The organism is Hallella seregens ATCC 51272, assembly GCF_000518545.1.
GTDB lineage: Bacteria > Bacteroidota > Bacteroidia > Bacteroidales > Bacteroidaceae > Prevotella > Prevotella seregens.
Window position 1 is genome coordinate 1 of record NZ_JADU01000035.1, and the last position, 23,724, is coordinate 23,724.

Sequence of the window (23,724 nt, forward strand, 5' to 3'; positions counted from 1 at the left end):
ATGAAACGCCGCAAGGATGACAGCCGCACCTATTTTCTTGATGAACTCCGAGAGGAGCTGAACAAGCGTATGGTGGAGAGCGACCTGAAAGGCGGAAAGTTCAAGAAGCGGTAAATCAAAAGGGAGATACTCTGATTCGGAGTATCTCCCTCTGTCTTATTCTTTGATAAGCAGTTCCAATTTCTTGGCTATATCCTCGGATGCCGGAAGCAGTTCCTTATAGGCTTCGGGCAGTTCGGGTGAAAGGCTGTATGTCGCCACACCGATGGGCATTGCCGAAGTCTTGAGGGCATATTCCACAATCGTCCTGCTTTTGGATTTGCAAATGATGATGCCGATGGCAGGGTTTTCATGCGGCAACTTAACCGTCTCATTCAGGACATTGAGATAAAACTCCATCTTCCCTTTGTACTCAGGCTTAAACTCACCGATTTTCAGCTCCACGGCTATCATTGCCTGCAAGCGACGGTTATATAGCAACAGGTCAATAAAATACTCCCTGCCATCCACTTCCAGTCGGTACTGATTCCCCATGAACGAAAAGTCCGTTCCGAACTCCATCAGAAAAGAGCGGATATTCTTGATGATAGCCTGTTCCAGCTCATATTCAGAATGCCCCTCGCCCAATCCGATAAAATCCAAAGTGTACTCGTCTTTTACGGCAAGGACGGCTTGATTACGAATGTTTTCGGGTAGCGTGGTATCAAAATTGCTTTGTCCGAGCAGGAAGTTCTCATACGTCTTCAATTCTATTTTGTGTATCAGCACGTCTTTCGTCCATCCGTATTTCTTGGTTGCCAAGATGTAGAACTGTCTCTGTTGTGTCTCCTTACACTTGGTCAGAATGACGATATGTTTTGTCCAACTGATTTCTGCGACCAATGGTTGCAGAATTTCATTTGATTGATATTCAGAGTAGAATCGTGCCATATCCCACATATTTCTCGCACTGAATCCTTGTATGCCCGGAAACTCCTTTTGAATATCTTGGGAAAGGTTTTCCACAACAGATTTTCCCCAGCCGAGTGCTGTCTGCTGTACTGTAATACGCATGCCAATTTCCCAGTAAAGGGCTATCATCTCCTTATTGACAGCTTTCAACGCCTCGTATTGTGCGGAGCGAATGCGCTTGGTTATCTCGTCTCTGAAACTTTGGTATTCTGTCGAAGTGAGCGATATATTATGCATACTCATATTCTTTTCTTATAAGGTTTCCACAAGTTCTATCGAAAAGCCCTGATTACTCTATAGACAGCCCACAGGCAGGTGAAAGGAGCGGTGAAGACTCCTATGATGACAAAGAGGAGGAGTTTGAAGATATAGTAAAATACCCACTGCCAGTTTGTTCCTGCAATCATTTTATAGGGAATGAACTTCTCAGCGAAGAGATAGCCTGACCATATCGCCATCAGCACATATCCGGACATCCATCTCATATCCTCAAAACCTTTGGTCGCTAAGAAATTCCATCTGAAACCTATGACAAACAAGGCGATGAGAAACAACAGACTGAAGATGCTTCGCCAAATCTCACTACGTTTTCTTTTCTGAAAACAAGGTGTACAGAGTATCGGCTGATACCTTTCCGCACATTCTGAGCATAGTCCTTTCCCGCAATCTGAGCATTGGGCAACTGCCGGTTCTTGGGTATGATTAAAACAATTCATAGTGTAATCAATTAGCGTGTTCAAAAATACAAAAATTCTGCCTTAGAGCCAAGAAAAACAACCGTTATTTCTTGGTATTGAGTAGTTTGGAAAGTTCCGGATCATCGGCAATCCGCTGCAACTCCCGTTCCACGATTTCCCGCACCTCCGTCTTGACACGGTCATAGTTCGCCTTGATTTCCTGCTCCATCATATCCTCTCCGTTTTCATTCGTGAAGTCTGTCAGAATGGGTATCGGGCGGTAAGCAGCCGTTTCCTTTGCAACTTTCGCATTGTCCACTACAATCTCACAGTGGAATATCTTCTGCTCGATACGTTCGGAGAAGTTGTCGGCAACCGCTCCCACGAACATTCCCTGTGTGAGCGTGGAAATCTTGCTCTGCGGAATCAGGCTGTCCATCTGTGTGGAGATGGAAGTGGTCTTATCGCTACGGGTGATGCTCATGCTCTGCCGTTTCTGAAGCACCTTGCCAAACCTCTCCGAGAGCGTCTTTGCCGTTTCGCCGACCACCTGACCGGAGAAAATGTTTCCGACAGTATTCATCACTACAGCAGCTTCCTTGTCTCCATAATCGCGCTTCAGTTGCGAAAAGTCCTGAAACCCCAAGCATACCGCCACCTTGTTGCTTCGCGCGGTGGCAATCAGATTATCAAGTCCTTTGAAGTATATAGTAGGCAACTCGTCTATCAGCACCGAACTTTTCAGCATCCCTTTCTTATTGATGAGCTTGACGATACGCGAATTATACAATCCCAATGCCGCTCCGTAGATATTCTGTCTGTCAGGATTGTTTCCTACGCATAGGATTTTAGGCTCCTTGGGATTATTGATGTCGAGTGTGAAATCATCTCCTGTCATAATCCAATAGAGCTGCGGACTTATCATCCTTGACAAGGGTATCTTGGCGGAGGCTATCTGCCCTTGCAACTGGTCAGCCGCCCCTCCGAGCCAAGCGTCCATAAAAGGAGAAAGGTAATTCTCCAATTCGGGATAAGAAGTCAGTATTGGGAAAATGTCTTCATACTTGCGGCAGAGAAACTCAATAGCGTGCGGAAAGGTACAGTATTTTCCTCCCTCGAAAATGCAGAGATACCAAATGATAGCGGCAAAGAGTACGATTGGCGACTCCACGAAGAAATCTCCTTGTTTCTGCACCCACGTCTTGTTGAGGTTGAGCATGATGGTGTACGCCGACTCGTAGGCATCTGAAATGTCGCTCATGAAATCGGGGTGTATCGGATTGCAGCGGTGCGACCGACGAGGGTCGTCGAAGTTGATCACGTAAAACTTCGGTTTGACCTTATATCCTTCCGAGTGATACAGCAGATGGTTGTAAACAATCGTGGAGAGGTCGGGATACTTGAAGTCGTAGCAGTAGATGGCAAAACCTTTTTCGATTTGCTGCTTGATAAAATTATTGATGATGGCATAGGACTTACCACTGCCCGGCGTTCCCAAGACGGAGACCGCACGGAAAGGATTGACCACGTTTATCCAGCCACTGTTCCATTTCTTGCGGTAATAGAATCGGGTCGGCAGATTGACCGAGTACTCGTTCTCCAAAAGTCTTGTCTCCTGCATAAAGGATTCATTCTCTTGATTGAAGACATCCTCCATCAGGTTGTTCTTCAAGAGTCGGCTCATATAGAGTCCCGCCATCAGCAGACAAACATAGCCTACGGTTATCGTAAAAGTATAAAGAGTCGTATTCGCCTCTATGGGCAGTGGCAAGGCAAGTATCCACCAATTGAGGAAGAAAAAGACAAAGCCGGCGCCCATGAATGCCCATATCTTCGACCAAGTGATATGCTCCTCTTTCACGCCCTTTGTACCCAAACAGGAAAGCCCCATCAGTACCAGCGCAAAGAGCTTGGTGTAAAGCATATTTCCAAATAGTCCCGCCGTGCGATGGAAATTCATCAGTATCCTGTCCACCACACCGATGTTCAGCCCCCATAGTTTGATGGCTTCATAGCAATACCAATAGAGGTGGGCAACCACCAGTATGATACTTACGGCACGCAGAAAATCCATGATTTTCGCCAGTGCTCTCAAATCGTCTTCTTGTTGTGACATAATCTTTCTGTTTTTAGAGTTTACGTTGTTTTCTTTTCTTGCGCTGCATCCGTCTGCGGAACTGTTCTTCCTCCCAATCCGTTCCGTGTGTCTCCAAGGGCAGGTCAAGTAAACTGCCCAAGACGGAATCTCCGTCCGAAGTCTGAGTTTGGGGAATACTGCCTTTCTCACTCTGCTGTATAGGAGCAGACAGTTCGAGATGCGGGCGGTCGAACCACTCGGCAACGGCGTTTGCCGAAAGTTCCTTGCCCAATCGTGAGCCATTGACGACACAGCCGTTGCTATGGTCTATGAAGGTGATGCCATAGAGCCGCCCTTCGTCGTTCTCACGAAAGAGGACATCAATTCCCTTGCGATAGAGATTATCCCTGAAATCCTCTTTTGTGGCAGAATGATTCAATGCTCCCACTACGGCTGCTTTCGTCTTTGGGGCAAACTGCTTTTCTTTCAGTTTCTCCTTTGAAGCCTTGAACCTGTTTTGCAGAGCTTCATATCCGACAGACTTCCCGAAAAGGGAAGCCTTGAAAGGATTACCCACCTTCTTACCTTTATCATCGGTAGCAAAATAGACCAATCCGTTATAGGACTTTCCATACATCTCCCCTTTGACCTCTTCCACGCATATATTATAGGTGGAGAGCAAGGCACGGTATTCTTTGAAACTCGGACAATGGTAGAATTTTGCTGCCGGTTTGATAACCGAAGCCAATTGTTTTTTGATGTTTCCCTCTTGGGGTTGGACTTTTTGCAGTCGAAAAGCCTCCTTTGTCCGTTGTCTTTCGGCAGGCAACAAGCCGTATTTCTGCTCTATCTCCCGTGTGATATGCTTACTCCTGTAGAAGTTGTTGCCATCGTTAATCTTCTTTCCTTGTTCATCGACGGCTAAGGTGACAATATGCAGGTGATGCCGGTCTATATCCTCATGCTTATAGACCACGAAAGGCTGATTGCCATAGCCCATCCTCTCGATATACTCCAATGCAATGGCGGAGAACTGTTCATCGGAGAGTCTGTCATCGGGATGCGGGTTCAAGGAGATATGAATAACGGGCTTTTTCGTATGAACTTGGCTTGGCATATATGCCAGAAAGTCCTGCATACAATCGGTAATATCGTGCCCACCATCGGCAGGACAGAACACCTTATTTGTTTCCAATATCCTTGCGACGCCTTCGTTTACCTTCTCTCCGTTGTATGCCAACGCCCCATACAAGGAACTTCCATAGCTTATTTTTGCGACCATTTCTCTTGAAATTCACGGGTGAGTTGTACGATTTCGCCTCCGATAGCCGCCAATTCGAGTGTCAGTTTCTCCAGTTGGGCAAGCATCGCAAAGGCTTTTTTCTCGGTGAAATTGCTTTTTAAAGCAACCACGACTTGGTTGTAATTGATCCCTACACTGCGAAACTGTCCGTACAAAGTCGTCAGTTTTTGATAGTAATCGAGCAACGAACGATCGACTTTTATCACTCGGAATGTCTCATTAAAGATTCTTGCCTTGATGAAAGCCGACTGACTTTGTACACCCGCCGTTTCTTTCATGGAGAGAAATTCGGCAAATTCCATCGCCGTAAAATTGACTGAAACCCGTTTTTCGGTCTTCACTTTGGAGCTTATGCTCCACATCTTCTTCATTTTCATTTCTTACTTTGGATTTTAGTGTTTCACGACATCACCGGCATTTGAGGCATCGCATTCTCTCTTCCAAGAAAAAACGACTTCGGAGTTTTTTCAGCCCTCTGCAAGAGCAAGGGTTTTTATGCTGCAAAAACGGAGTCGTGCTGCATAAAACATACCTTGCTATTTGCTCCGACGCAAATAAATCCGTCCGCGAAAGACGGAAAACGATTCACTCAAAAAAGAACGCTTTATGTCTCGAAGACTTCGGCTTACCGCTTGGGTGCAAAGTTACTAAGCGTTGTGCCTAAGTCACTTATCTTTTACGGAGCCACAAATACGCAAATCGACGCCACAAGTACGCAGTTAGCAAAAAGGGTAGAAACAAGGGGGTAAAGGCTTCTATATTTGCCCCGTCGAACAGGTGTTTGCTGGTCGGTGGACATACCTGCCTGCCCAAGTCTAAAAACCAGTCCGCAGCCATTTGAACAGACAATTACGGAAATGGAAATAGAAATGAGAATATGTACAAGTTATTGCACCCGTCGCCCCTCACACCCTTGCACAAGGGTACAAGTGCGGACGTATGGATGGGTGGACGTGTGCAGGTATGACTCCCGTCATATAGCTCCACTCCTATGCAAGGAGGGACATATCCCCAAAGGCGGGTCTATGTTCCCTTATCGGAATACCTCGCCGTATGCCTGTCCGGGGATTTATTCCCTCACAGACTCGTTTCCATATCTGCCTTTTCAAGGAAACAAGCCGAGGCGTGCATGCGCCTTTCCACACATATATGTAGAACCATTAAACAGAAAATGAAATGAAAAAGAAACCTGTTTTCATTGCCTTCTCCACCCAGAAGGGCGGTGTCGGCAAAACGACCTTTACGGTCTTGACGGCAAGTTACCTGCACTATGCCTGCGGGTATAACCTTATTGTGGTGGATTGCGACTATCCGCAATTCAGCATCAATGCCATGCGTCAGCGTGACGCACAGGGCGTGGATCGCAACCCCGCGCTGCAAGAATTGGCAGCCACCCAATTCTCCGAGTTGCAAAAGCCCACGTACACCATCCTTTGTGCCACGGCAGAGGCAGCCGTGGATACGGTCAGGGAATATCTGGAAACGAACGAGTCGGATACGGATTTCGTCTTTTTTGACCTGCCCGGAACCATCAACAATGATGGTGTGCTGACCACTCTCTCCGGTATGGATTACATTTTCACACCCATCTCCGCCGACCGTATATCCTTGGAAAGCACGCTGAGCTTTTCAGCCATCATCAAGGAGGCGATAACCGACAATACAGACACTGCCAACAAAGGGATCTACCTCTTTTGGAACATGGTGGACGGCAGAGAGAAGACACCCCTCTATGCGATGTATGAAAAGGTCATTGCCGAGTTGGGACTTCCGGTCTTGAAGACGGCAGTCCCCAATACGACCCGCTACAAAAAGGAAGTGATGGATGAGGGTACGACCCTCTTCCGTTCGACTATCTTTCCCGCCTCTCGCACGCTGCTCAGAGGCAGTCGTCTGAAAGAGCTCGTGGAGGAAATCCTGTCCATCGTAAAACCTGAAGCGTATGGCAGAGAAGAATAAAGGGGCGATAGATCCCGTCGCCATCCGGGAACTGATTTCACAGGGTATCCCGATGAAAAAGAAAGAGAGCGAGATGATCCCCTCTCCCGGCATTGAAGAGGTGGATGAGTCTGTTTCGGAAACACCGAAAGAGGCTTTGGAAGAGCCACAACTCCCCATCCGAACACGTCGCAAGAATACCGCCAAAGGAGATTACATCTCGCTCTTCATGCACCGCAATGACCTGTATGACCGCAAGGCAATCTACATCTCCAGAGAGTTGCAGGACAAACTGTCGGAAATCGTCCTCTTCATCCGAAAGAGGGAGATGACATTGGGCATGTACGTGGAAAACATCCTTCTCAAACATTTGGAGGACTACAAGGAAGAAATCAACCGATTAAGTGAAAAGAACTTCAAGAAATTATTGTGATATGAAACAGAAAACAAACCGACCAATGGCAGGCAAAGAGTCCTGCAGAGAACGAAAAAGCGTCTCTTCAAAAGTAACTATCCGTAACTCCACCACGCTCATCGAACATTCCGAGGGACACTCTACAGGTCTCCTTCAGGAAGAGAAGAGCGATTACGAAACCACCTTTCTGCAACCCCTGAACATCGGAGACAGAAAGGGCGTGTTCATTTCCAAAAAGACACAGGAAGAGATTTCTGAAATCGTCTATGTGGCAGCCGCAGGCAAACTGACGATTGGGGCATTCGTAGAACATATTCTCCGGCATCACTTAGAGAGTCACCGTGATGAGATAGACGCCTTCTTTGAGCAACAGTTCCGTAAACGTTTCGAGCGATGAAGCAGGTGATTCTCATTCTGATGTCGGTCGGCTTAGCCTATCTCGGCAGCGTGCAGGTCACCCGCTTCCTGTACGGACGCTATCGGAGTGCCGTGAGACTCTATCGTGACTTGCGGCTCTTTTTCCGGGAACGGGGCAAGGGGAAATTCGTCGTTACCATCCGCATCCCCAAAAAGGGATCCTCCCAAGAGGAGAATATCCTTTTAGCCGAGTTGCCCATCGAAGAAGAGCAACAGGAACAGACGCCTGAAACGGGAATGTCGGAAGAAACCTCTCCTTTCATCCCCGAAGAAGAGGATTATGTATTGGTGGAAGTCCAAGGTGAAAGCCACTCCCTTTCGGAAAGTATCACCGTGGAAGAACTACAACAAATGGGCAATGTCCTCTCCTGCAAGAATGCTCCGATAGAAGAAGCTGCAAAAGCTGCCGAAACCATCTATAAGATACACGACTCCCCGATGTTCCAAGCGATTAAGAAAGCGGCCGGGGAACGTGTCCGCGAGCTGCTGGAGCGCGTTGCCGAAGAAGCTCCGAAAGAAGTTCAGTCAGGCAATTTCGATTACAAACGATTTATCAAGACATAGTATTCACCCGTTCAAAGCAAAGAGAAAATATGAGTAAGCCCATCTATCTTGCCATCGCTTCCCCCAAGGGAGGTGTCGGCAAAACCTCGCTTACGGTACTTTCCGCAAGCATTCTGCATTACCACAGAGGATGCGATGTCGCCGTCGTGGATTGCAACCATCCCGTCTATACCATCGCCCGTCTGCGACAGCAAGAGTCGGAAGACCTGAATCATCAAAGGCTGATGCGCCTGAAACATCGGACAGCCTATGCCCCTTATCCGATTATCTGCACTCCGGTGCGGGAAGCCCTGAGGCGAGTGGAGCAACACTGTGTGGACAGCCATCCTCGATGCATTCTTTTCGACCTTCCCCCATTGATGCGTACCGAAGGGACGGTGGAGTTGCTTTCAGCAATGGATGTCGCCGTCTTTCCCGTTACGGGCAGTCCGATGGATATGGAAGCCGTCCGCCATTTCATAGACATCTTGGGAGAGCAGATACTGACGATGGGTAAGGGCAATATCAGGGAGCTTTACCTGCTTCGCAATATGATAGAGGCTTGGGAACGTGAGGATGCCGACGAACGCTGTCGCACCCTTTCCGATGAAACGGGAGTCCTCTTGATGCAGACCTCATTGAGCCACTCCCGTTTGTATCGTCCGCTGCTTTCCGAACGCAGAAGAGGGGTATGCACCCTCTTCCCACCCCACGGAGGAAAGTTGAGTCAGCTATGCGACGGGTTAGGCGATGAACTTCACGAAATCCTGCAACGCCTATGTATCGAATAGTCCTTGCCGCTCTCTTGCTCTACCTTTTGTGGCTACTTCTTTTTCTCTTGTATGAGGGGAAAAGAAGAAAGAAGGGAGCATCCCCAAAAGAGCCTTGTCAAACGGTCTGTGAAGCCGAAATCATCGGTAAGAGTCACTTTAAGATAAGCCACTCGACGCCACAAGTACGCAGTTATCCAAAAGGCGAGGCAGAAGCAAAAAAGGCTTCTACATTTGCCCTCGAAAACGGACAAGAGCCATCGGAAGAGCCGGATGATCTACCCGACATAGATGAGATTCCTTTAACGTATGAGTCCTCAGATGCTCCATCCTTTGAAGAAGAGGAAGATGAAGAACTTCCCGTATCGGGAGAAAGCAAATATGCCACGGGAATTGATTTTGAACGGGTGCTGGAAGCCTTGTCGGTCATTCACCGCCACGCCCACACCGAAGCAGAGCGACAGAGTACCGGCGATACGCTGAGAGCGTTGGAAGGAACCCGCCTGATGGAAACGCTCCGAAGCGATGCGAAACGCTCAGCCACGATCGATGAAATCGTCCGTGCCCGTTTCGAGGAACTCTACAGCGGTGAAAAGGCGTAACGCCCCTTCCGAATGGTTTTGTCCCAATAGTATGAACCCTTTAATGCAACAAGCAATGAAAGAAAAAGAGTACGGCTGATCCCAAGAGAGCCACCACTAAAATCCGAAAGTAACAACAGTATTCACCCGTCGGGAGAGCCTATCCAATCCTCTCGGCACAAAACAAAGATTTATGACCAAAAGACATTTTCTTATCGCAGCCGTTCTGCTGCTTTCCATTTCCTCTGCCTTTGCCCAAGGCAACGGTTTGTCGGGTATCAACCAAGCCACCAACATGGTGACGAGTTATTTCGACCCTGCCACGAAACTCATCTACGCCATCGGTGCGGTTGTGGGACTTATCGGAGGGGTAAAAGTCTATTCAAAGTTCTCGTCCGGCGATCCGGACACTTCGAAGACCGCCGCGAGCTGGTTCGGAGCCTGTATCTTCCTCATTGTCGCAGCCACCATTCTGAGAAGTTTCTTCCTCTAAGCCTATGGAGACCTATCCCATCAACAAGGGAATCGGTCGCTCGGTAGAGTTTCAGGGACTCAAAAGCCAATATCTGTTCATTTTCGCCGGAGGGTTACTCGCCCTTTTCGTGCTGTTTGTCATCCTCTATATGGCGGGTGTCAATCAATGGATCTGTATCGGCTTCGGAGGGACTTCCGCATCCGTTTTGGTGTGGCAGACCTTCTCCCTGAACAGGAAGTATGGGGAATATGGGCTGATGAAGCGTTCCGCCTTGCACAGCCATCCCCGTTACCTTATCAACCGTCGTCGCATTCCCCGTCTGTTCCGACACAAGGAACAGAGAAGAGTAAAGAGAGAACAGGAAGAAAGGAAAAACAAAGAAAAGGAGGAAAGGCAATGAGAAATATACTGAAAGCCACCACTCTGGAGAACCGCTTTCCGCTGCTTGCCGTTGAAGAGGGGTGTATCCTCTCGAAAGACGCCGACATTACGGTCGCCTTTCGGGTCGAGCTTCCCGAACTCTATACGGTGACGAGTGCGGAGTATGCCGCCATCCATTCTTCTTGGGTAAAGGCAATCAAGGTGTTGCCGACCTACAGCGTTGTACACAAGCAGGATTGGTTTGTCAAGGAGGGCTACCGTCCGGACTTGCAAAAGGAGGATATGAGTTTCCTCTCCCGCAGTTTCGAGCGACACTTCAATGAGCGACCGTTCTTGAATCACGCCTGCTACCTGTTCCTGACCAAGACAACCAAGAACCGCAACCGGCAGCAAAGCAACTTCTCCACCCTCTGCCGGGGACATATCATCCCCAAGGAGGTACGGGACAAGGATACTGCCCGCAAGTTCCTCGAAGCGACCGAGCAATTCGAGCGGATTATGAACGAAAGCGGTTTTATTCGCCTCTCTCGCCTGACGGACGAGGAGATTATCGGGACGGAGGAGACGCCGGGATTGATTGAGAAGTATTTCTCGCTGTCCCTCTCCGACACGACGGTTTTGGAGGACATCGACCTGAGAGCCGACCAAATGCGTATCGGCGACAAGCGGCTCTGCCTGCATACCCTTTCCGATACGGAAGACCTGCCCGGGCTGGTAGGCACGGATATGCGCTATGAGCGATTATCCACCGACCGCAGCGACTGTCGCCTTTCCTTTGCCGCTCCCGTAGGGTTATTGCTCTCGTGCAACCATATCTACAACCAGTATGTCTTGATTGATGACAGTGCGGAAAACCTGCAACGCTTCGAGAAGAGCGCACGGAATATGCATTCGCTCTCCCGTTATAGTCGCTCCAATCAAATCAACAAGCAATGGATTGACGAGTATCTGAACGAGGCGCACAGCTTCGGGCTTACCTCCGTCCGCTGTCATTGCAACGTCTTGGCGTGGAGCGATGATGAGGAGGAACTTCGCCGTATCCGTAACGACGTGGGCAGTCAGCTGGCTCTGATGGAGTGCAAGCCACGACACAACACGGTGGATGTGCCGACGCTGTTCTGGGCAGGCATTCCTGGCAATGAAGCCGATTTCCCCGCAGAAGAGAGTTTTTACACCTTCATCGAGCAGGCGGTCTGTTTCTTCAATGAGGAGACCAACTACCGTGATTCGTTGTCACCGTTCGGCATCAAGATGGCTGACCGCAGCGGCAAGCCCATTCATCTCGACATCTCCGACCTGCCGATGAAGAAAGGCATCACCACGAACCGAAACAAATTCATCTTGGGTCCTTCGGGCAGTGGCAAGTCGTTTTTCACCAACCACCTCTTGAGGCAGTATTGGGAGCAGAACACCCATATCGTCTTGGTGGACACGGGAAACAGCTATCAGGGCTTGTGCGAGATGATACGCCACAAGACGCAGGGCGAGGATGGGGTGTACTTCACCTACTCGGATGAGAGCCCCATCAGCTTCAATCCCTTCTATACCACCGACAAGGTGTATGATGTGGAGAAAAGGGAGAGCATCAAGACACTGCTGCTGACCCTTTGGAAGAAGGATAACGAGCCAGCCACCCGTTCTGAGGAGGTCGCCCTCTCCAATGCCGTTTCACTCTTTATCGAGCGTATCAAGACGGACGACGGTCTCGTTCCTTCGTTCAACAGCTTTTACGAGTATCTCACCACCGACTACTCGGCATTGCTCCGTGAGAAAAAGGTCAGGGAAAAGGATTTTGACTTGGCCAATTTTCTCAACGTGCTGGAGCCGTACTACAAAGGTGGCGAATACGACTACCTGCTGAACTCGGACAAGCAGCTCGACCTGTTGAACGCCCGCTTTATCGTCTTCGAAATCGATTCCATAAAGGATCATCCCATTCTTTTCCCCATTACCACCATCATCATTATGGAACTCTTCATCAACAAGATGCGACGTCTGAAGGGAATACGGAAAGTCATCCTTATCGAGGAGGCTTGGAAAGCGATTGCGTCCGCGAATATGGCGGGATATATCAAGTATCTCTACAAGACGGTAAGAAAATTCTTCGGTGAGGCGGTCGTAGTGACGCAGGAGGTGGATGACATCATCTCCTCAGACATTGTCAAGGAGTCCATCATCAACAACTCCGACTGCAAGATACTGCTTGACCAGCGCAAGTACATGAACAAGTTCGACCAGATTCAGGCACTCTTGGGACTGACGGACAAGGAGCGGGGGCAGATACTCTCCATCAACCAGAGCAACGATGCCACACGGTCGTACAAGGAGGTGTGGATCGGACTGGGAGGTGTGCAGTCTGCTGTCTATGCCACCGAAGTGTCGAAAGCCGAATACCTCACCTACACGACGGAGGAGACCGAGAAGATGCGCGTACTTGCCCGTGCCGAGCAACTCGGCGGGAATATGGAGCTTGCCGTCAGGCAGCTCGCCGAAGAAGAGTAATCAATGAATGTTTAACCGCGTAATACAACAAGTCCGAAAAATATGGCGTCATATTTCAAGAAAACAGTCGACTGATTTTCAGATTTACTCGACTGATTTTTCCGAGTGGTTCGAACGACATTGTATCTACGCTAAAATCAATTTAAAAAATGAGAAAGAAAATTTTAATGCTTATGGCGTGCGGTTGCCTCTTGGCAGGCAGCGCACACGCCCAGTGGGTGGTCACAGACCCCACCAATCTTGCACAGAGTATCATCAACACGACCAAGGAAATCGTGCAGACCTCCAAGACGGTCAAGAACACGCTTGACAACTTCAAGGAGGTCGAGAAGCTCTACAATGAGAGCAAGAAATACTACGATGCCCTGAAAAAGGTGAACAACCTCGTGCGGGACGCCCAACGGGTAAAGGAGACAATTTTGATGGTCGGAGAAATCTCCGATATCTATGTGAAGAACTACAAGAAGATGCTCTCCGACCCGAACTTCCGACCGGAAGAGCTGGTCGCCATTGCCAACGGCTACACCAAACTGCTCGGAGAAAGCAACAACCTGCTCAAGGAACTCAAGCAGGTAGTGAACATCACCACGCTGAAGATGACCGACAAGGAGCGTATGGACGTGGTGGATCGCTGCTACAAGGAAATCAGGGACTACCGCAACCTTGTGCGTTACTACACGAACAAGAACATCTCCGTGAGCTATCTCAGAGCCAAGAAGCAGCAGGACACCGACCGGGTGCTTTCGCTCTATGGAACGGACAACGAAAGGTATTGGTAATCATGGGAGCGGAATTTGACAACCTGCACCAAGTCCTCCGTTCGCTTTACACGGAGATGATGCCTATGTGTGGTGACATGATAGGTGTCGCCAAAGGCATTGCGGGCTTGGGTGCGCTCTTTTATGTGGCACTTCGGGTGTGGCAGACGCTTGCCCGTGCCGAACCCATCGACGTCTATCCGTTGCTCCGTCCCTTTGCGCTCGGTCTCTGTATCCTCTTCTTTCCGATGGTGCTGGAGACTATCAACGGCGTGCTCAGCCCCGTTGTGCAGGGGACGCACAAGATGCTCGAAAAGCAGACTTTCAGCATGGACGAATACCGCAAGTTGCGGGACAAGCTGGAATACGAGGCGATGGTGAGGAATCCCGAAACAGCCTATCTGGTGAGTAACGAAGAGTTCGACAAGAAACTGGATGAACTCGGTATCTCTCCCTCGGATATGGCGACGATGGCGGGTATGTATGTGGAACGCAGTATGTACAATTTCAAGAAATGGTTTCGCAATATGGTACGGGAGTTCTTGGAACTTCTTTTCGCCGCTGCCGCCCTGCTCATCGACACGCTTCGGACATTCTTCCTGATTGTCCTCTCCATTTTGGGACCGATAGCCTTTGCCATCTCCGTGTGGGACGGTTTCCAAAGCACCCTCACGCAATGGTTCACGAGGTATATCTCCATCTATCTGTGGTTGCCTGTGGCGGACTTGTTCAGTTCGATGCTGGCAAAGATTCAGGAACTGATGCTCAAACACGACATCACGCAGTTGCAGAATGATCCCACCTATACGATAGATGCTTCGAACGGTGTGTACCTCGTCTTCATGATTATCGGCATCATCGGCTACTTCACCATTCCAACGGTTGCGGGCTGGGTAATACAAGCCGGAGGAGCGGGTAACTACGGTAAAAACGTGAACTATGCGGCAGGAAAGGGCGCCGGTATCGCAGGTGCTGTGGGCGGAGCCGTTGGTGGATTTGCCGGAGGACACGGAAAACAGGTCTTGCATAGTGCGGGACATAAAGCCAAGGAGGTGGCAGGGCAGCTTTTCCGCAGGAGAAGCGGAAATGCTCCCGAATAATAAACAAGAATGAAAAGCTATGGAATTTAAGTCATTAAAGAATATCGAAACAAGTTTCAAGCAGATACGCCTCTTTACCTTGGTCGTCGTCTGCCTGTGTGCTCTCCTTGCGGGGTATTCGGTATGGAGTGCCTACTCCTTTGCCGAAGCCCAAAGGCAGAAAATCTATGTGTTGGATGGCGGTAAGTCGCTGATGCTCGCCTTGTCGCAGGATCTGTCGCAGAACAGACCCGCAGAAGCCAAGGAGCATGTGCGCCGCTTCCACGAGTTGTTCTTCACCCTTTCGCCCGATAAGAGTGCCATTGAGGGGAATATCTCCCGTGCGCTGCTCTTGGCGGACAAGAGTGCCTACAATTACTATCGGGATTTCTCCGAGAAAGGGTACTACAACCGTATCGTGGCAGGAAATATCAATCAGGTCGTGCAGGTGGACAGCGTACTCTGTGACTTCGACAGCTATCCCTATGCGGTACGGACGTATGCCCGACAGATGATTATCCGTGCGACCAACGTGACCGAGCGCAGTCTCGTGACCGTATGCCGCCTGCTCAATACGAGCCGCAGCGATGACAATCCGAATGGCTTCAATATCGAAGGATTCGAGATTGTGGAGAACAAAGACATCAGTACCCGTAAACGATGAAAAAGAAAAGTCTGTTCCGAATGATGCAGGAGGGAGCTGAGGCAAGACTCCGCCGCCTGTGCGGACGCATCCCCGCTCATCTGAGGCTGTATGTCGTCCTGACGATGCTGGCGGTATTCGCCCTTCTCTCCAATTACCTCTTCTTTCAAGGGATATGCCATATCTTCTTTGAGGAAAGAGGGAATAAGGGAAACATGCCGGTTATCGAGCATATCGAAACGCCTGAAGTCAGGCGGATCTATTCCAACGATAGTATCAACCTATTAAAGTATTACGATTATGTACCCATTCAAAAGAAAGACAGCCTCCGACGCGAGCACCTCGCCTGAGCTGACGGAGGAAGAGAGACAAAGGCGAAAGAAGTTTGTCATTTACCCCCTGATGTTCCTGCTCTTTGCGGGCTCTATGTGGCTCATCTTCGCTCCTTCGGAGAAAGAGGAGGAGAAACAGTCAAAGGGCTTCAATACGGAAGTACCGGATCCGCAAGCCTCGGAACTCATCGGCGACAAGAAGAAAGCCTATGAAAAGGAGATGATGGAACAGAAGGAGCAGGAACGAAGTCGTGCCATGCAAAGCCTCAGTTCCATGTTCGGGGAGATGACAGGAGGGCAACCGGTGCAGAGTTCCGAAGAATTGGCTTTGAAGACGGATTTGTCGGAAAGAGACAACGGCTTCGGCTCTCGCACTACTGCTCCGCAAGAGGGATTCCATGCTTCGGCTTCCGCTTATCAAGACATCAACCGCACGCTCGGCAGTTTCTATGAGATACCGAGAGAAGATCCGGAAAAGGAGGAAATGCGTACCCGTTTGAAGGAGTTGGAAAGTCGTATGAGTAATGAACAACAGTCGCCCGCTATAACCGTGAACGACCAGATGGCTCTGCTTGAAAAATCCTATCAGCTGGCAGCCAAGTATATGCCTGCAGGAGGCAAGGGGCAATCCGTTCCCGCTGCTCTTCCTTCGACTTCGGGGAGTGAGACGGCTTCCGAAAGGAAAGTGGTCTCTTCCGGTCGCAATGGAAAGGCGATAGCGTTTCCTGTCAGGCAGGTGAGCGGTCAAATAGTGTCGGCTCTGGCACAGCCGATGAGCGACTCGACTTTCCGCTCCGAATATGTCAAGGAGAGAAACTATATGTTCCATACCGCCATCGGAACAGCCCCGCTGACGGAGAAGAATACCATCTCCGCCTGTGTGCATACCCGGCAGACGGTTACGGACGGGCAAACGGTACGTTTCCGTCTCTTGGAACCGATGCTGGTATCCGGCAAGGAAATCCCTCGGAACTCCTCGTTGGTCGGCGTGGCGAAGATACAGGGCGAACGCCTGAACGTATTCATCTCTTCGCTGGAATATCACGGGAACATCATCCCCGTGGAATTGGCGGTGTACGATACGGACGGACAAGCAGGGATATTCATCCCCGGCTCGATGGAACGCAGTGCCGCCAAGGAGATTGTCGCAGGAATGGGTACTTCCGCAGGCAGTAGTATGAACATCTCCACCGATGCGGGGGCTCAGCTTGCCGCCGACTTGGGCAAGGGGCTGATACAAGGCACTTCGCAGTATTTCTCAAAGAAAATGCGCTCCGTCAAGGTACATCTCAAAGCAGGATACAAGGTATTGATCTACCAATCTGAAAACAAGTAATTCACAGTTATTATTCACCACTTTAATCCAAAGTAAAAATGAAAAGAACAGTTTTAGCCATCGCCCTGATGCTGGGCGCAGTCTGTGCCAACGCACAGGAAACAACTTCAAGCGGAGACCTCTATCAGGGGCTGACCCGCAAAATTGCCTTTGAGCGGATGATACCACCCCACGGCTTGGAAATTACCTACGATAAGACGGTGCACATCATCTTCCCCTCTGCCGTGCGCTATGTGGATCTGGGTTCGCCCAACCTCATTGCGGGGAAGGCGGACGGGGCGGAAAACGTCATCCGTGTGAAGGCGACGGTCAAGGACTTCCACGAAGAGACGAACATGAGCGTCATCACCGAAGACGGTGCATTTTACACCTTTAATGTCAAGTATGCCAACGAGCCGCTGTTACTCAATGTGGAAATGGCGGACTTCATCCACGATGGGGAGAGCGTAAACCGTCCGAACAACGCCATGGAGGTCTATCTCAAGGAACTCGGAAGCGAAAGCCCGATGCTGGTAAGGCTCATCATGAAATCCATTCACAAGGAGGACAGGCGGGCGGTGAAGCACATCGGCAGCAAGTCCTTCGGTATTCAGTACCTGCTCAAAGGGTTGTATTCGCACAACGGACTGCTGTACTTCCATACGGAACTGCGCAACAAGTCCAACGTGCCGTTCGACATCGACTTCATCACGTTCAAAATCGTGGACAAGAAGGTTGCCAAGCAGACCGCCATGCAGGAGCAGGTACTGCTTCCGCTGCGTGCCTACAACTACATCACCTGCGTGGCGGGGCAGAAGAGCGAACGCACGGTATTCACCCTGCAAAAGTTCACCATCCCCGATGACAAGCATCTCATTGTGGAGATGCACGAGAAGAACGGTGGAAGACACCAATCCTTTGTCGTGGAGAATGAAGACCTTGTGCGTGCGAGGGAAATCAACGAACTCAAAGTGAAGTGATATGAGAAAACTCGCATTTTTTCTGTTTGTCGTGTCGCTTGCCCTCTTTGCAGGGCAGGCGCACGCCCAGCGTTGTCTGCCCAAGATGAAAGGTATACGCCTGACCGCAGGCATGGCGGACGGTTTTTATTCTCCTTCTTCCAAGAATGAGACGGGCTATACGTTCGGGGCTTCGCTTGCCACCTACACCAAAGGCGGGCATCAATGGGTGCTTGGGGCGGAGTATCTCCGCAGATACCACCCTAATCGGGAGAGCCGTATTCCTGTGGAGCAGTTCACGGGCGAGGGAGGTTTCTTCTCTGGCGTGCTTTCAGACGGGAGTAAAACCTTTTTCCTATCAGCAGGTATTTCCGCCTTGGCGGGCTATGAGACGGTCAATGGCGGAAAGAAGCTGCTGTTCGATGGCTCTACGATACGCAATAAAGACGGCTTTATCTATGGTGGGGCAATCACCCTACAGGCGGAGACCTATCTGAGTGACCGGCTTGTACTGCTGCTCTACGGCAGGGAACGTTGTCTGTGGGGAGGATCTACGGGGCGTTTTCATGCCCAGTACGGTGTCGGACTGAAAATCATGCTGGACTGATGGATGCACGACAGATGAGAGAGATACCCATTGCGGACTTCCTGAACGCAATGGGGATTCAGCCGACTAAACAGAAAGGAAATGCCTTGTGGTATTCCGCTCCGTACCGCATGGAGCGGAGACCCTCCTTCAAGGTTGATATAAATAGAAACGTATGGTTCGACTTTGGCATTGGCAAAGGCGGCGACATCTTCGACTTGGCAGGAGAGTTTATCGGAAGTAAGGATTTCCTCCTGCGGGCGGCATTCATCGCACGGAACGGAGCTTGTCCGCTTCCCGTTATGGAGCATTCGCCAAGGGAAAAAGAAAGAGAACCCTCCTTTGAGGATATTTGGACACGTCCCTTATTGAATGGCAGACTGCTCGGCTATTTGGTAGAACGAGGAATCAATGCTCACGTTGCCATCCCCAACTGCGAGGAGGTGAGGTATCGTGTACGGGGCAAGCGGTACTATGCCATCGGCTTCCGTAATATGAGTGGAGGACTGGAGTTGCGCAGCCGTATCTTCAAGGGTTGCATACCGCCCAAAGACATTTCACTGAAGCGCAACGGCTCGGACGTCTGTTCCGTCTTTGAGGGCTTTATGGATTACCTCTCGGCTATGCAGTTAGGCATCATTGCTTCGGACTGGCTTGTTCTTAATTCCGTTTCCAATGTGGAGAAAACACTGAAAGTGCTGGGCGTTTATCGCAGGATAGAATGCTATCTCGATAATGATGATGCGGGGCGAAGAACATTGGAAAGGCTGAGGGCTGATTTCGGGGAAAAGGTCATTGACCGCAGCTCTCTGTATGCCGACCATAAGGATTTGAATGAGTTTCTGCTTTCCAAGAATGCAGGGAACAATGTATAACGAACAAAACGATAACAAACAATGAAGAAGAAAATTATAAACACAATATGGGTAATGGGAGTGCTTGCCCTCGCCGGGTTTTGTTTATCTGCTTGTGATCACGAGCTGGATATTCAGCAGGCATACCCGTTCACGGTAGAGAAAATGCCGGTGCAGAAGCACATCGTCAAGGGACAGACGGCGGAGATACGCTGTACATTGAAAAGGGAGGGCAACTTTGCCGACACCCGCTACACCATAAGGTACTTTCAGCCCGATGGAAAGGGACGGCTGAAGATGGACGACGGCACGGTCTTCAAACCCAATGACCGTTACCCGCTTACGAAAGAAGAATTCAGGCTATACTACACCTCTGCATCCACCGACCAGCAGACCATTGATGTGTATGTAGAGGATAATTTCGGACAGACGGTAAAACTTTCGTTTGAGTTCAACAGCCAAAAGGACGAGGAAAAGGAGAAACCGAATGAGAACAAGAAGTAAACTTCTCGTTTTATCGTTCTGCCTTGTTTGCCTATCCTGCTTCCGCCTTTTCGCTCAGGAGGGCGGAAAGGCTCTCTTCTCACTACCGCCGTTTGAGCGTGGCGTAGTCTGCATCAAGTATTTCGAGGGCTTACATTCTTGGAAGGACTATCCTTATGTGGGTTACGGACATCGGATTCTGCCCGGAGAACGGTTCACGGCGGCGATGACGGAACGGCAGGCAGACTCTCTGCTTCGGGCAGACCTGATGAAGCGTTTGATGATGTTCAAGGACTACGAAAAAGATGCCCTGCTGCTTGCCGTTCTATCCTACAACGTTGGAGCGGGCAGGTTGCTGGGATATGGCAAGCATCCCAAGAGCCGATTGCTGCGGAAGATAGAGTCGGGCGACAGGAATTTCTATCGTGAATTTATATCTTTCTGCCGATACAAGGGCAAAGTCCTCAGAGGGCTTGTCAAACGACGAAAAGTAGAGTTTGCCCTGTTTTATATACCCTGATTTTCAAATACGCCTCTTGCGACATTTTTATGCTTCGCAAGGGGCGTTTTCCTGTTGTTTTCTTCGCCTTTCTCGCTATGAATGAGTAACTTTGCAAACTTAATAAGAAAAGTTAATGATTATATCGCAGAAGACTATTGAAAAATTGAGAGAGTTAATAAATGAAGAAACAGAATATCGTTCTGGTTCTAAGCTTGTTGCTTTTTTCAATCAATATGGATTTAGAGATGTGTATGGAAATGGCTTTCCCTCAAGATGGATATACACAGAGGAGAAAATACGTGCATTGAATGGAAAGCCCGAATTAGATAGATGTATTAAGGATGTTTTTGCGCCAGTAAATTTTATCGGAAGATTCTCTGAATTAGATTCTTTTATAGCAGACTTCAATCAATACCTCTGTTTTGATGGGTGGAATGTTATACGTAAAGGTCGAGAAATAACTTTTTCAAAAGCAACAGGGGTAGATATTGACAAGGAAAAGGAGAAAGAACGCATCGTAAATAATACGGAAGCAGAATTCCTAAATGCGGAATTTGCAGATATTTCAATTGAAAGTCTCCCTATAGACAATTATGTGCTACCCTATATAGCAGCACGTATCAGCGAAATCAAAACTTATTTATCTGCAAAAGCTGCTTTATCTGTAATATTCCTTTCTGGAAGTACATTAGAGGGAGTTTTGTTGGGATTAGCTCAAAATAATCCAGCAATGTATAATCAAGCTAAATCTGCTCCAAGAGATAACAAAACGAGAAAGATTCGGCCGTTTCATGAATGGACACTTAGTAATCTTATTGACGTATCTTGTGAGGTTGGTTTCCTAAGAGAGGATGTCAAGAAATTCAGTCACTCATTGCGAGATTTTAGAAATTATATTCATCCATTTCAGCAGATGTCAGAGCATTTTTCCCCAGATGAAAATACCGCAAAAATTTGCTTTCAAGTACTGAAGGCCGCATTATTTCAAATAACTCAAAACAAGAAAAGATGAAAACAATTGCTTTTGTTATCGGGAACAATGATTATTTTGAAGGTGCTCAGCTAAAGTGTGCTGTAAATGATGCCTCGGAGATAGCAAAAATCTTTCGTCGTCTTGGGTATGATGTTCGTAAGGAACTAAATATCAAGTCAGAAGATTGCTCACGTATACTAACAGATTTTGAAGATCAGATAAAGGATTATGATGCTTCTATCTTTTACTTTGCAGGACATGGCTTTGAACTTGAAGGCGAAAACTATTTAATACCAATAGACTATCAAATACCCCCTGTAAATAAACATGACGCAAACAGATTCTGCCTTAGGTTAACAGAGGTCTTAGGAATTCTCAAAGCACATTCAGGGAAAGTAAATATAGTAATAATAGATGCCTGTAGAAGAACTTTTGATAGAGGAGTTGCAAGTTCTTTTGCACAAGTACAGGCTCCCAAGGGAACTCTTATTGCCTTTTCCACCTCTCCAAACGAAGGAGCGAAAGATGGGAATGGGCAAGATGGTCATAGTGTGTATACAAGTGCCTTATTGCAATATATAGGAAGGGAAACATTATCTGTTGAGAGTCTTTTTAAGAAAGTCAGAAAAACGGTCTATAACCTAACTAATGGAACTCAAACGCCATGGGAACATACGTCTTTAATTGGGGATTTCTTTTTCAATACTGGGCAATTGGTTTATTCGGTAGAAATCCCTTATGACGAAGTTGTCGTTAAAGACTCCCTGTTTGATGGAGGCGATGTTTTTGGTAATTTAATCTTGGAACTCCGTTCTTGTGATTGGAATAGACAAAACCCTGCAATGGAAAAGGTTCGCAGAATACCTGCTTCTGACCTCAACAAAAATCAACAGTTTATTTTGGGACGCAATTTATACCAAGCTAATGGTTATGCGTGGGAAGTGCAAAGATTTTTTGAAAATCTTGGGAACAACCTGTCAAAATACAATAAAGATGGAGAAAATCATGTACTCAATGGTATTCTGTTCGAGATATACTTTGATAGTAAAGGAGATTTTCGGAATGAACTAAAAAGACATGATTTTGACAAAGTGTTTTTTCTTCGGAGAAATCCAATATTTGCAAAATCTTTTGGCTTTATAAGGGATATTCTCCAACCATATAAAGAACGACTCTTTTATATTCCTACTATTCAAGATGAGCCAATTGATATTGACATCAGCGCAGAAGGAAAAAACAATCAAACGCCTTTTGGAGAGGAAACAATTCAAATTATACACAAAGTTAATGTAGAGAATAAAGATATAACAAAAGCATTCTCTCGTAGTTGTACTTATGGCATAAATGAGTTAGGAGTAAAATCTTGTTTGTCTAATTTTCTTACAGCACCACAGGATTTAATTCAAATACATAGCAATATTTCGTTACAGAAGATTGCATTTGCAAAAGAACTATTTGACGAAGATTTACCTTGATAATGGCTTTTTGTTACTTTTGAGCCGTCTCAACTCACCGTCAAAAGTAACAAGGTGTTTTTTATCGGGGTTTCTTTGCTCCTTTCTTTGTCCGCCCGAAGCTCACGAAAGAAAGGAGCGGTCGGCAAATCTGCCGACCGCTTTACTTCGTCAGTTCTTCTTGAACGGTTACCCGTCCCGTCCTTACATCGGGGTGTGTGGAGAAAGCCCAATTGATTTCCTCATCAGGAAGAGTGCTGTGAATGCTTCCACCCATCACCAATCCGCAATCCAGAATGACCTTGTGCCGTGCTTCCTCCCTGCTCTTGGCATAAACCTCAAACACTCCCTCAAAAATGTACCGCGTCCGTACTCTGTAAACTCTCTTCTTCATATTCTCAAAATTCAGCAATTAGTAATCTGTGTTCTTTTGGCTCTCCATTGGATAACCTGCGATGGGTAAGCCAAAAATGGTGTGCGCCATAGCCGTATGCAAAGAACTTGTCAAGTTCCGTTTCTTCGGCTATCCGCTTGACGGCAGCCCTCAGTTCCTCTTCATTGGCGGATAGGGTAATGGCATTGACTATCCTTACAAGGATATAGGGTATCTCGTCCGCCCAGCTGCATACGATACTTTCTATTTCTGCTTTCATATCTGTGATGTTTTGGTGATTGTTGCTTATGCTGTCGCTCTCATTCTCTGCCTTATCAATTTGCGGTTGGCATTGACAAGGCTCACTATCTGCTCGTGATACT

General features: G+C 48.3%; 28 protein-coding genes and 1 pseudogene. 22 read left to right on the forward strand and 7 right to left on the reverse strand.

Going from position 1 to position 23,724, the window contains the following annotated elements; all coding sequences use genetic code 11:
- A pseudogene (locus L888_RS0110080) lies at positions 1–114 on the forward strand (RteC domain-containing protein); the annotation flags it as partial.
- A gap of 42 nt (positions 115–156) precedes the next feature.
- Here L888_RS0110080 and L888_RS0110085 read toward each other — a convergent pair.
- From L888_RS0110085 to mobA, 5 genes are all read right to left on the reverse strand, one after another.
- Positions 157–1,194, reverse strand: a complete 1,038-nt coding sequence (locus tag L888_RS0110085) for a PDDEXK nuclease domain-containing protein (RefSeq protein WP_019189207.1) — start codon at positions 1,192–1,194, stop codon at positions 157–159.
- Between the two features lie 29 nt (positions 1,195–1,223).
- Positions 1,224–1,427 (reverse strand): hypothetical protein, encoded by a 204-nt coding sequence (locus L888_RS14930; RefSeq protein WP_004584101.1) that lies wholly within the window; start codon positions 1,425–1,427, stop codon positions 1,224–1,226.
- A 304-nt stretch (positions 1,428–1,731) separates the two neighbouring features.
- A complete protein-coding gene (mobC, locus tag L888_RS0110095) occupies positions 1,732–3,744 on the reverse strand; it encodes a conjugal transfer protein MobC (RefSeq protein WP_027952804.1) in 2,013 nt (670 codons plus the stop codon).
- 13 nt (positions 3,745–3,757) lie between these two features.
- Positions 3,758–4,987, reverse strand: coding sequence for a conjugal transfer protein MobB (gene mobB, locus L888_RS0110100; RefSeq protein ID WP_027952805.1), 1,230 nt, complete (start codon positions 4,985–4,987; stop codon positions 3,758–3,760).
- Positions 4,972–5,385: a conjugal transfer protein MobA gene (mobA, locus tag L888_RS0110105; protein ID WP_027952806.1), complete on the reverse strand. Its 414-nt coding sequence runs from the start codon at positions 5,383–5,385 to the stop codon at positions 4,972–4,974. Before mobA ends, mobB begins: the two co-directional genes overlap by 16 nt.
- A gap of 799 nt (positions 5,386–6,184) precedes the next feature.
- Here mobA and L888_RS0110110 point away from each other — a divergent pair.
- The 21 genes from L888_RS0110110 (at position 6,185) to L888_RS0110210 (ending at position 22,989) form a co-directional block, all read left to right on the forward strand.
- On the forward strand, positions 6,185–6,967 hold the full coding sequence (locus L888_RS0110110) for a ParA family protein (protein ID WP_027952807.1): 783 nt from the start codon (positions 6,185–6,187) through the stop codon (positions 6,965–6,967).
- On the forward strand, positions 6,951–7,379 hold the full coding sequence (locus tag L888_RS0110115) for a DUF3408 domain-containing protein (protein ID WP_004362407.1): 429 nt from the start codon (positions 6,951–6,953) through the stop codon (positions 7,377–7,379). The genes L888_RS0110110 and L888_RS0110115 overlap by 17 nt, the downstream gene beginning before the upstream one ends.
- 25 nt (positions 7,380–7,404) lie before the next feature.
- Positions 7,405–7,758, forward strand: coding sequence for a DUF3408 domain-containing protein (locus L888_RS0110120; protein WP_027952808.1), 354 nt, complete (start codon positions 7,405–7,407; stop codon positions 7,756–7,758).
- The gene (locus tag L888_RS0110125) at positions 7,755–8,342 is read left to right on the forward strand and encodes a hypothetical protein (RefSeq protein ID WP_027952809.1); all 588 of its coding nucleotides are present in this window, start codon (positions 7,755–7,757) and stop codon (positions 8,340–8,342) included. The genes L888_RS0110120 and L888_RS0110125 overlap by 4 nt, the downstream gene beginning before the upstream one ends.
- 29 nt (positions 8,343–8,371) lie before the next feature.
- Positions 8,372–9,112, forward strand: a complete 741-nt coding sequence (locus L888_RS0110130; protein ID WP_027952810.1) for a ParA family protein — start codon at positions 8,372–8,374, stop codon at positions 9,110–9,112.
- A complete protein-coding gene (locus L888_RS0110135) occupies positions 9,100–9,693 on the forward strand; it encodes a hypothetical protein (RefSeq protein ID WP_027952811.1) in 594 nt (197 codons plus the stop codon). The genes L888_RS0110130 and L888_RS0110135 overlap by 13 nt, the downstream gene beginning before the upstream one ends.
- A gap of 172 nt (positions 9,694–9,865) precedes the next feature.
- Positions 9,866–10,165 carry a DUF4134 domain-containing protein gene (locus L888_RS0110140; protein WP_004332848.1) on the forward strand — a complete coding sequence of 100 codons (300 nt, stop codon included), beginning with the start codon at positions 9,866–9,868 and terminating at the stop codon, positions 10,163–10,165.
- A gap of 4 nt (positions 10,166–10,169) precedes the next feature.
- A complete protein-coding gene (locus L888_RS0110145; protein ID WP_027952812.1) occupies positions 10,170–10,547 on the forward strand; it encodes a DUF4133 domain-containing protein in 378 nt (125 codons plus the stop codon).
- Positions 10,544–13,030, forward strand: a complete 2,487-nt coding sequence (locus tag L888_RS0110150; protein ID WP_027952813.1) for a TraG family conjugative transposon ATPase — start codon at positions 10,544–10,546, stop codon at positions 13,028–13,030. Before L888_RS0110145 ends, L888_RS0110150 begins: the two co-directional genes overlap by 4 nt.
- 149 nt (positions 13,031–13,179) lie before the next feature.
- On the forward strand, positions 13,180–13,809 hold the full coding sequence (locus L888_RS0110155; protein WP_004341668.1) for a DUF4141 domain-containing protein: 630 nt from the start codon (positions 13,180–13,182) through the stop codon (positions 13,807–13,809).
- A 2-nt stretch (positions 13,810–13,811) separates the two neighbouring features.
- A complete protein-coding gene (traJ, locus tag L888_RS0110160) occupies positions 13,812–14,888 on the forward strand; it encodes a conjugative transposon protein TraJ (protein WP_012457209.1) in 1,077 nt (358 codons plus the stop codon).
- A gap of 19 nt (positions 14,889–14,907) precedes the next feature.
- Positions 14,908–15,531, forward strand: a complete 624-nt coding sequence (gene traK, locus L888_RS0110165) for a conjugative transposon protein TraK (protein WP_012457208.1) — start codon at positions 14,908–14,910, stop codon at positions 15,529–15,531.
- A complete protein-coding gene (locus L888_RS0110170) occupies positions 15,528–15,860 on the forward strand; it encodes a TraL conjugative transposon family protein (protein WP_012457207.1) in 333 nt (110 codons plus the stop codon). The genes traK and L888_RS0110170 overlap by 4 nt, the downstream gene beginning before the upstream one ends.
- Positions 15,811–17,178 (forward strand): conjugative transposon protein TraM, encoded by a 1,368-nt coding sequence (traM, locus tag L888_RS0110175; RefSeq protein WP_027952814.1) that lies wholly within the window; start codon positions 15,811–15,813, stop codon positions 17,176–17,178. The genes L888_RS0110170 and traM overlap by 50 nt, the downstream gene beginning before the upstream one ends.
- Before the next feature lie 38 nt (positions 17,179–17,216).
- Positions 17,217–18,137 (forward strand): conjugative transposon protein TraN, encoded by a 921-nt coding sequence (gene traN / locus L888_RS0110180; RefSeq protein ID WP_012457205.1) that lies wholly within the window; start codon positions 17,217–17,219, stop codon positions 18,135–18,137.
- Between the two features lies 1 nt (position 18,138).
- Entirely contained in the window at positions 18,139–18,723 is a 585-nt protein-coding gene (locus L888_RS0110185) for a conjugal transfer protein TraO (protein ID WP_027952815.1), read from the forward strand.
- Positions 18,723–19,577 carry a toprim domain-containing protein gene (locus L888_RS0110190; RefSeq protein ID WP_027952816.1) on the forward strand — a complete coding sequence of 285 codons (855 nt, stop codon included), beginning with the start codon at positions 18,723–18,725 and terminating at the stop codon, positions 19,575–19,577. Before L888_RS0110185 ends, L888_RS0110190 begins: the two co-directional genes overlap by 1 nt.
- A gap of 21 nt (positions 19,578–19,598) precedes the next feature.
- A complete protein-coding gene (locus tag L888_RS0110195) occupies positions 19,599–20,060 on the forward strand; it encodes a DUF3872 domain-containing protein (protein WP_027952817.1) in 462 nt (153 codons plus the stop codon).
- Positions 20,044–20,559, forward strand: coding sequence for a lysozyme (locus L888_RS0110200; protein ID WP_027952818.1), 516 nt, complete (start codon positions 20,044–20,046; stop codon positions 20,557–20,559). Before L888_RS0110195 ends, L888_RS0110200 begins: the two co-directional genes overlap by 17 nt.
- 115 nt (positions 20,560–20,674) lie before the next feature.
- Positions 20,675–21,553, forward strand: coding sequence for a hypothetical protein (locus L888_RS0110205; protein ID WP_027952819.1), 879 nt, complete (start codon positions 20,675–20,677; stop codon positions 21,551–21,553).
- Complete coding sequence (locus tag L888_RS0110210; RefSeq protein WP_044249136.1) at positions 21,550–22,989, forward strand: caspase family protein; 1,440 nt, start codon at positions 21,550–21,552, stop codon at positions 22,987–22,989. Before L888_RS0110205 ends, L888_RS0110210 begins: the two co-directional genes overlap by 4 nt.
- A 142-nt stretch (positions 22,990–23,131) precedes the next feature.
- Here L888_RS0110210 and L888_RS0110215 read toward each other — a convergent pair whose 3' ends face one another.
- Both L888_RS0110215 and L888_RS0110220 read right to left on the reverse strand, forming a co-directional pair.
- The gene (locus tag L888_RS0110215) at positions 23,132–23,362 is read right to left on the reverse strand and encodes a hypothetical protein (protein ID WP_027952820.1); all 231 of its coding nucleotides are present in this window, start codon (positions 23,360–23,362) and stop codon (positions 23,132–23,134) included.
- A gap of 4 nt (positions 23,363–23,366) precedes the next feature.
- Positions 23,367–23,621 (reverse strand): hypothetical protein, encoded by a 255-nt coding sequence (locus L888_RS0110220; protein WP_027952821.1) that lies wholly within the window; start codon positions 23,619–23,621, stop codon positions 23,367–23,369.
- Positions 23,622–23,724: the final 103 nt, after the last annotated feature.

Coding starts and splice junctions, on each gene's coding strand:
- L888_RS0110085 (WP_019189207.1), bottom strand. CDS start 1,194: ATGAGTATGCATAATATATCGCTCACTTCGACAGAATACCAAAGTTTC.
- L888_RS14930 (WP_004584101.1), bottom strand. CDS start 1,427: ATGTCCGGATATGTGCTGATGGCGATATGGTCAGGCTATCTCTTCGCT.
- mobC (WP_027952804.1), bottom strand. CDS start 3,744: ATGTCACAACAAGAAGACGATTTGAGAGCACTGGCGAAAATCATGGAT.
- mobB (WP_027952805.1), bottom strand. CDS start 4,987: ATGGTCGCAAAAATAAGCTATGGAAGTTCCTTGTATGGGGCGTTGGCA.
- mobA (WP_027952806.1), bottom strand. CDS start 5,385: ATGAAAATGAAGAAGATGTGGAGCATAAGCTCCAAAGTGAAGACCGAA.
- L888_RS0110110 (WP_027952807.1), top strand. CDS start 6,185: ATGAAAAAGAAACCTGTTTTCATTGCCTTCTCCACCCAGAAGGGCGGT.
- L888_RS0110115 (WP_004362407.1), top strand. CDS start 6,951: ATGGCAGAGAAGAATAAAGGGGCGATAGATCCCGTCGCCATCCGGGAA.
- L888_RS0110120 (WP_027952808.1), top strand. CDS start 7,405: ATGGCAGGCAAAGAGTCCTGCAGAGAACGAAAAAGCGTCTCTTCAAAA.
- L888_RS0110125 (WP_027952809.1), top strand. CDS start 7,755: ATGAAGCAGGTGATTCTCATTCTGATGTCGGTCGGCTTAGCCTATCTC.
- L888_RS0110130 (WP_027952810.1), top strand. CDS start 8,372: ATGAGTAAGCCCATCTATCTTGCCATCGCTTCCCCCAAGGGAGGTGTC.
- L888_RS0110135 (WP_027952811.1), top strand. CDS start 9,100: ATGTATCGAATAGTCCTTGCCGCTCTCTTGCTCTACCTTTTGTGGCTA.
- L888_RS0110140 (WP_004332848.1), top strand. CDS start 9,866: ATGACCAAAAGACATTTTCTTATCGCAGCCGTTCTGCTGCTTTCCATT.
- L888_RS0110145 (WP_027952812.1), top strand. CDS start 10,170: ATGGAGACCTATCCCATCAACAAGGGAATCGGTCGCTCGGTAGAGTTT.
- L888_RS0110150 (WP_027952813.1), top strand. CDS start 10,544: ATGAGAAATATACTGAAAGCCACCACTCTGGAGAACCGCTTTCCGCTG.
- L888_RS0110155 (WP_004341668.1), top strand. CDS start 13,180: ATGAGAAAGAAAATTTTAATGCTTATGGCGTGCGGTTGCCTCTTGGCA.
- traJ (WP_012457209.1), top strand. CDS start 13,812: ATGGGAGCGGAATTTGACAACCTGCACCAAGTCCTCCGTTCGCTTTAC.
- traK (WP_012457208.1), top strand. CDS start 14,908: ATGGAATTTAAGTCATTAAAGAATATCGAAACAAGTTTCAAGCAGATA.
- L888_RS0110170 (WP_012457207.1), top strand. CDS start 15,528: ATGAAAAAGAAAAGTCTGTTCCGAATGATGCAGGAGGGAGCTGAGGCA.
- traM (WP_027952814.1), top strand. CDS start 15,811: ATGTACCCATTCAAAAGAAAGACAGCCTCCGACGCGAGCACCTCGCCT.
- traN (WP_012457205.1), top strand. CDS start 17,217: ATGAAAAGAACAGTTTTAGCCATCGCCCTGATGCTGGGCGCAGTCTGT.
- L888_RS0110185 (WP_027952815.1), top strand. CDS start 18,139: ATGAGAAAACTCGCATTTTTTCTGTTTGTCGTGTCGCTTGCCCTCTTT.
- L888_RS0110190 (WP_027952816.1), top strand. CDS start 18,723: ATGGATGCACGACAGATGAGAGAGATACCCATTGCGGACTTCCTGAAC.
- L888_RS0110195 (WP_027952817.1), top strand. CDS start 19,599: ATGAAGAAGAAAATTATAAACACAATATGGGTAATGGGAGTGCTTGCC.
- L888_RS0110200 (WP_027952818.1), top strand. CDS start 20,044: ATGAGAACAAGAAGTAAACTTCTCGTTTTATCGTTCTGCCTTGTTTGC.
- L888_RS0110205 (WP_027952819.1), top strand. CDS start 20,675: ATGATTATATCGCAGAAGACTATTGAAAAATTGAGAGAGTTAATAAAT.
- L888_RS0110210 (WP_044249136.1), top strand. CDS start 21,550: ATGAAAACAATTGCTTTTGTTATCGGGAACAATGATTATTTTGAAGGT.
- L888_RS0110215 (WP_027952820.1), bottom strand. CDS start 23,362: ATGAAGAAGAGAGTTTACAGAGTACGGACGCGGTACATTTTTGAGGGA.
- L888_RS0110220 (WP_027952821.1), bottom strand. CDS start 23,621: ATGAAAGCAGAAATAGAAAGTATCGTATGCAGCTGGGCGGACGAGATA.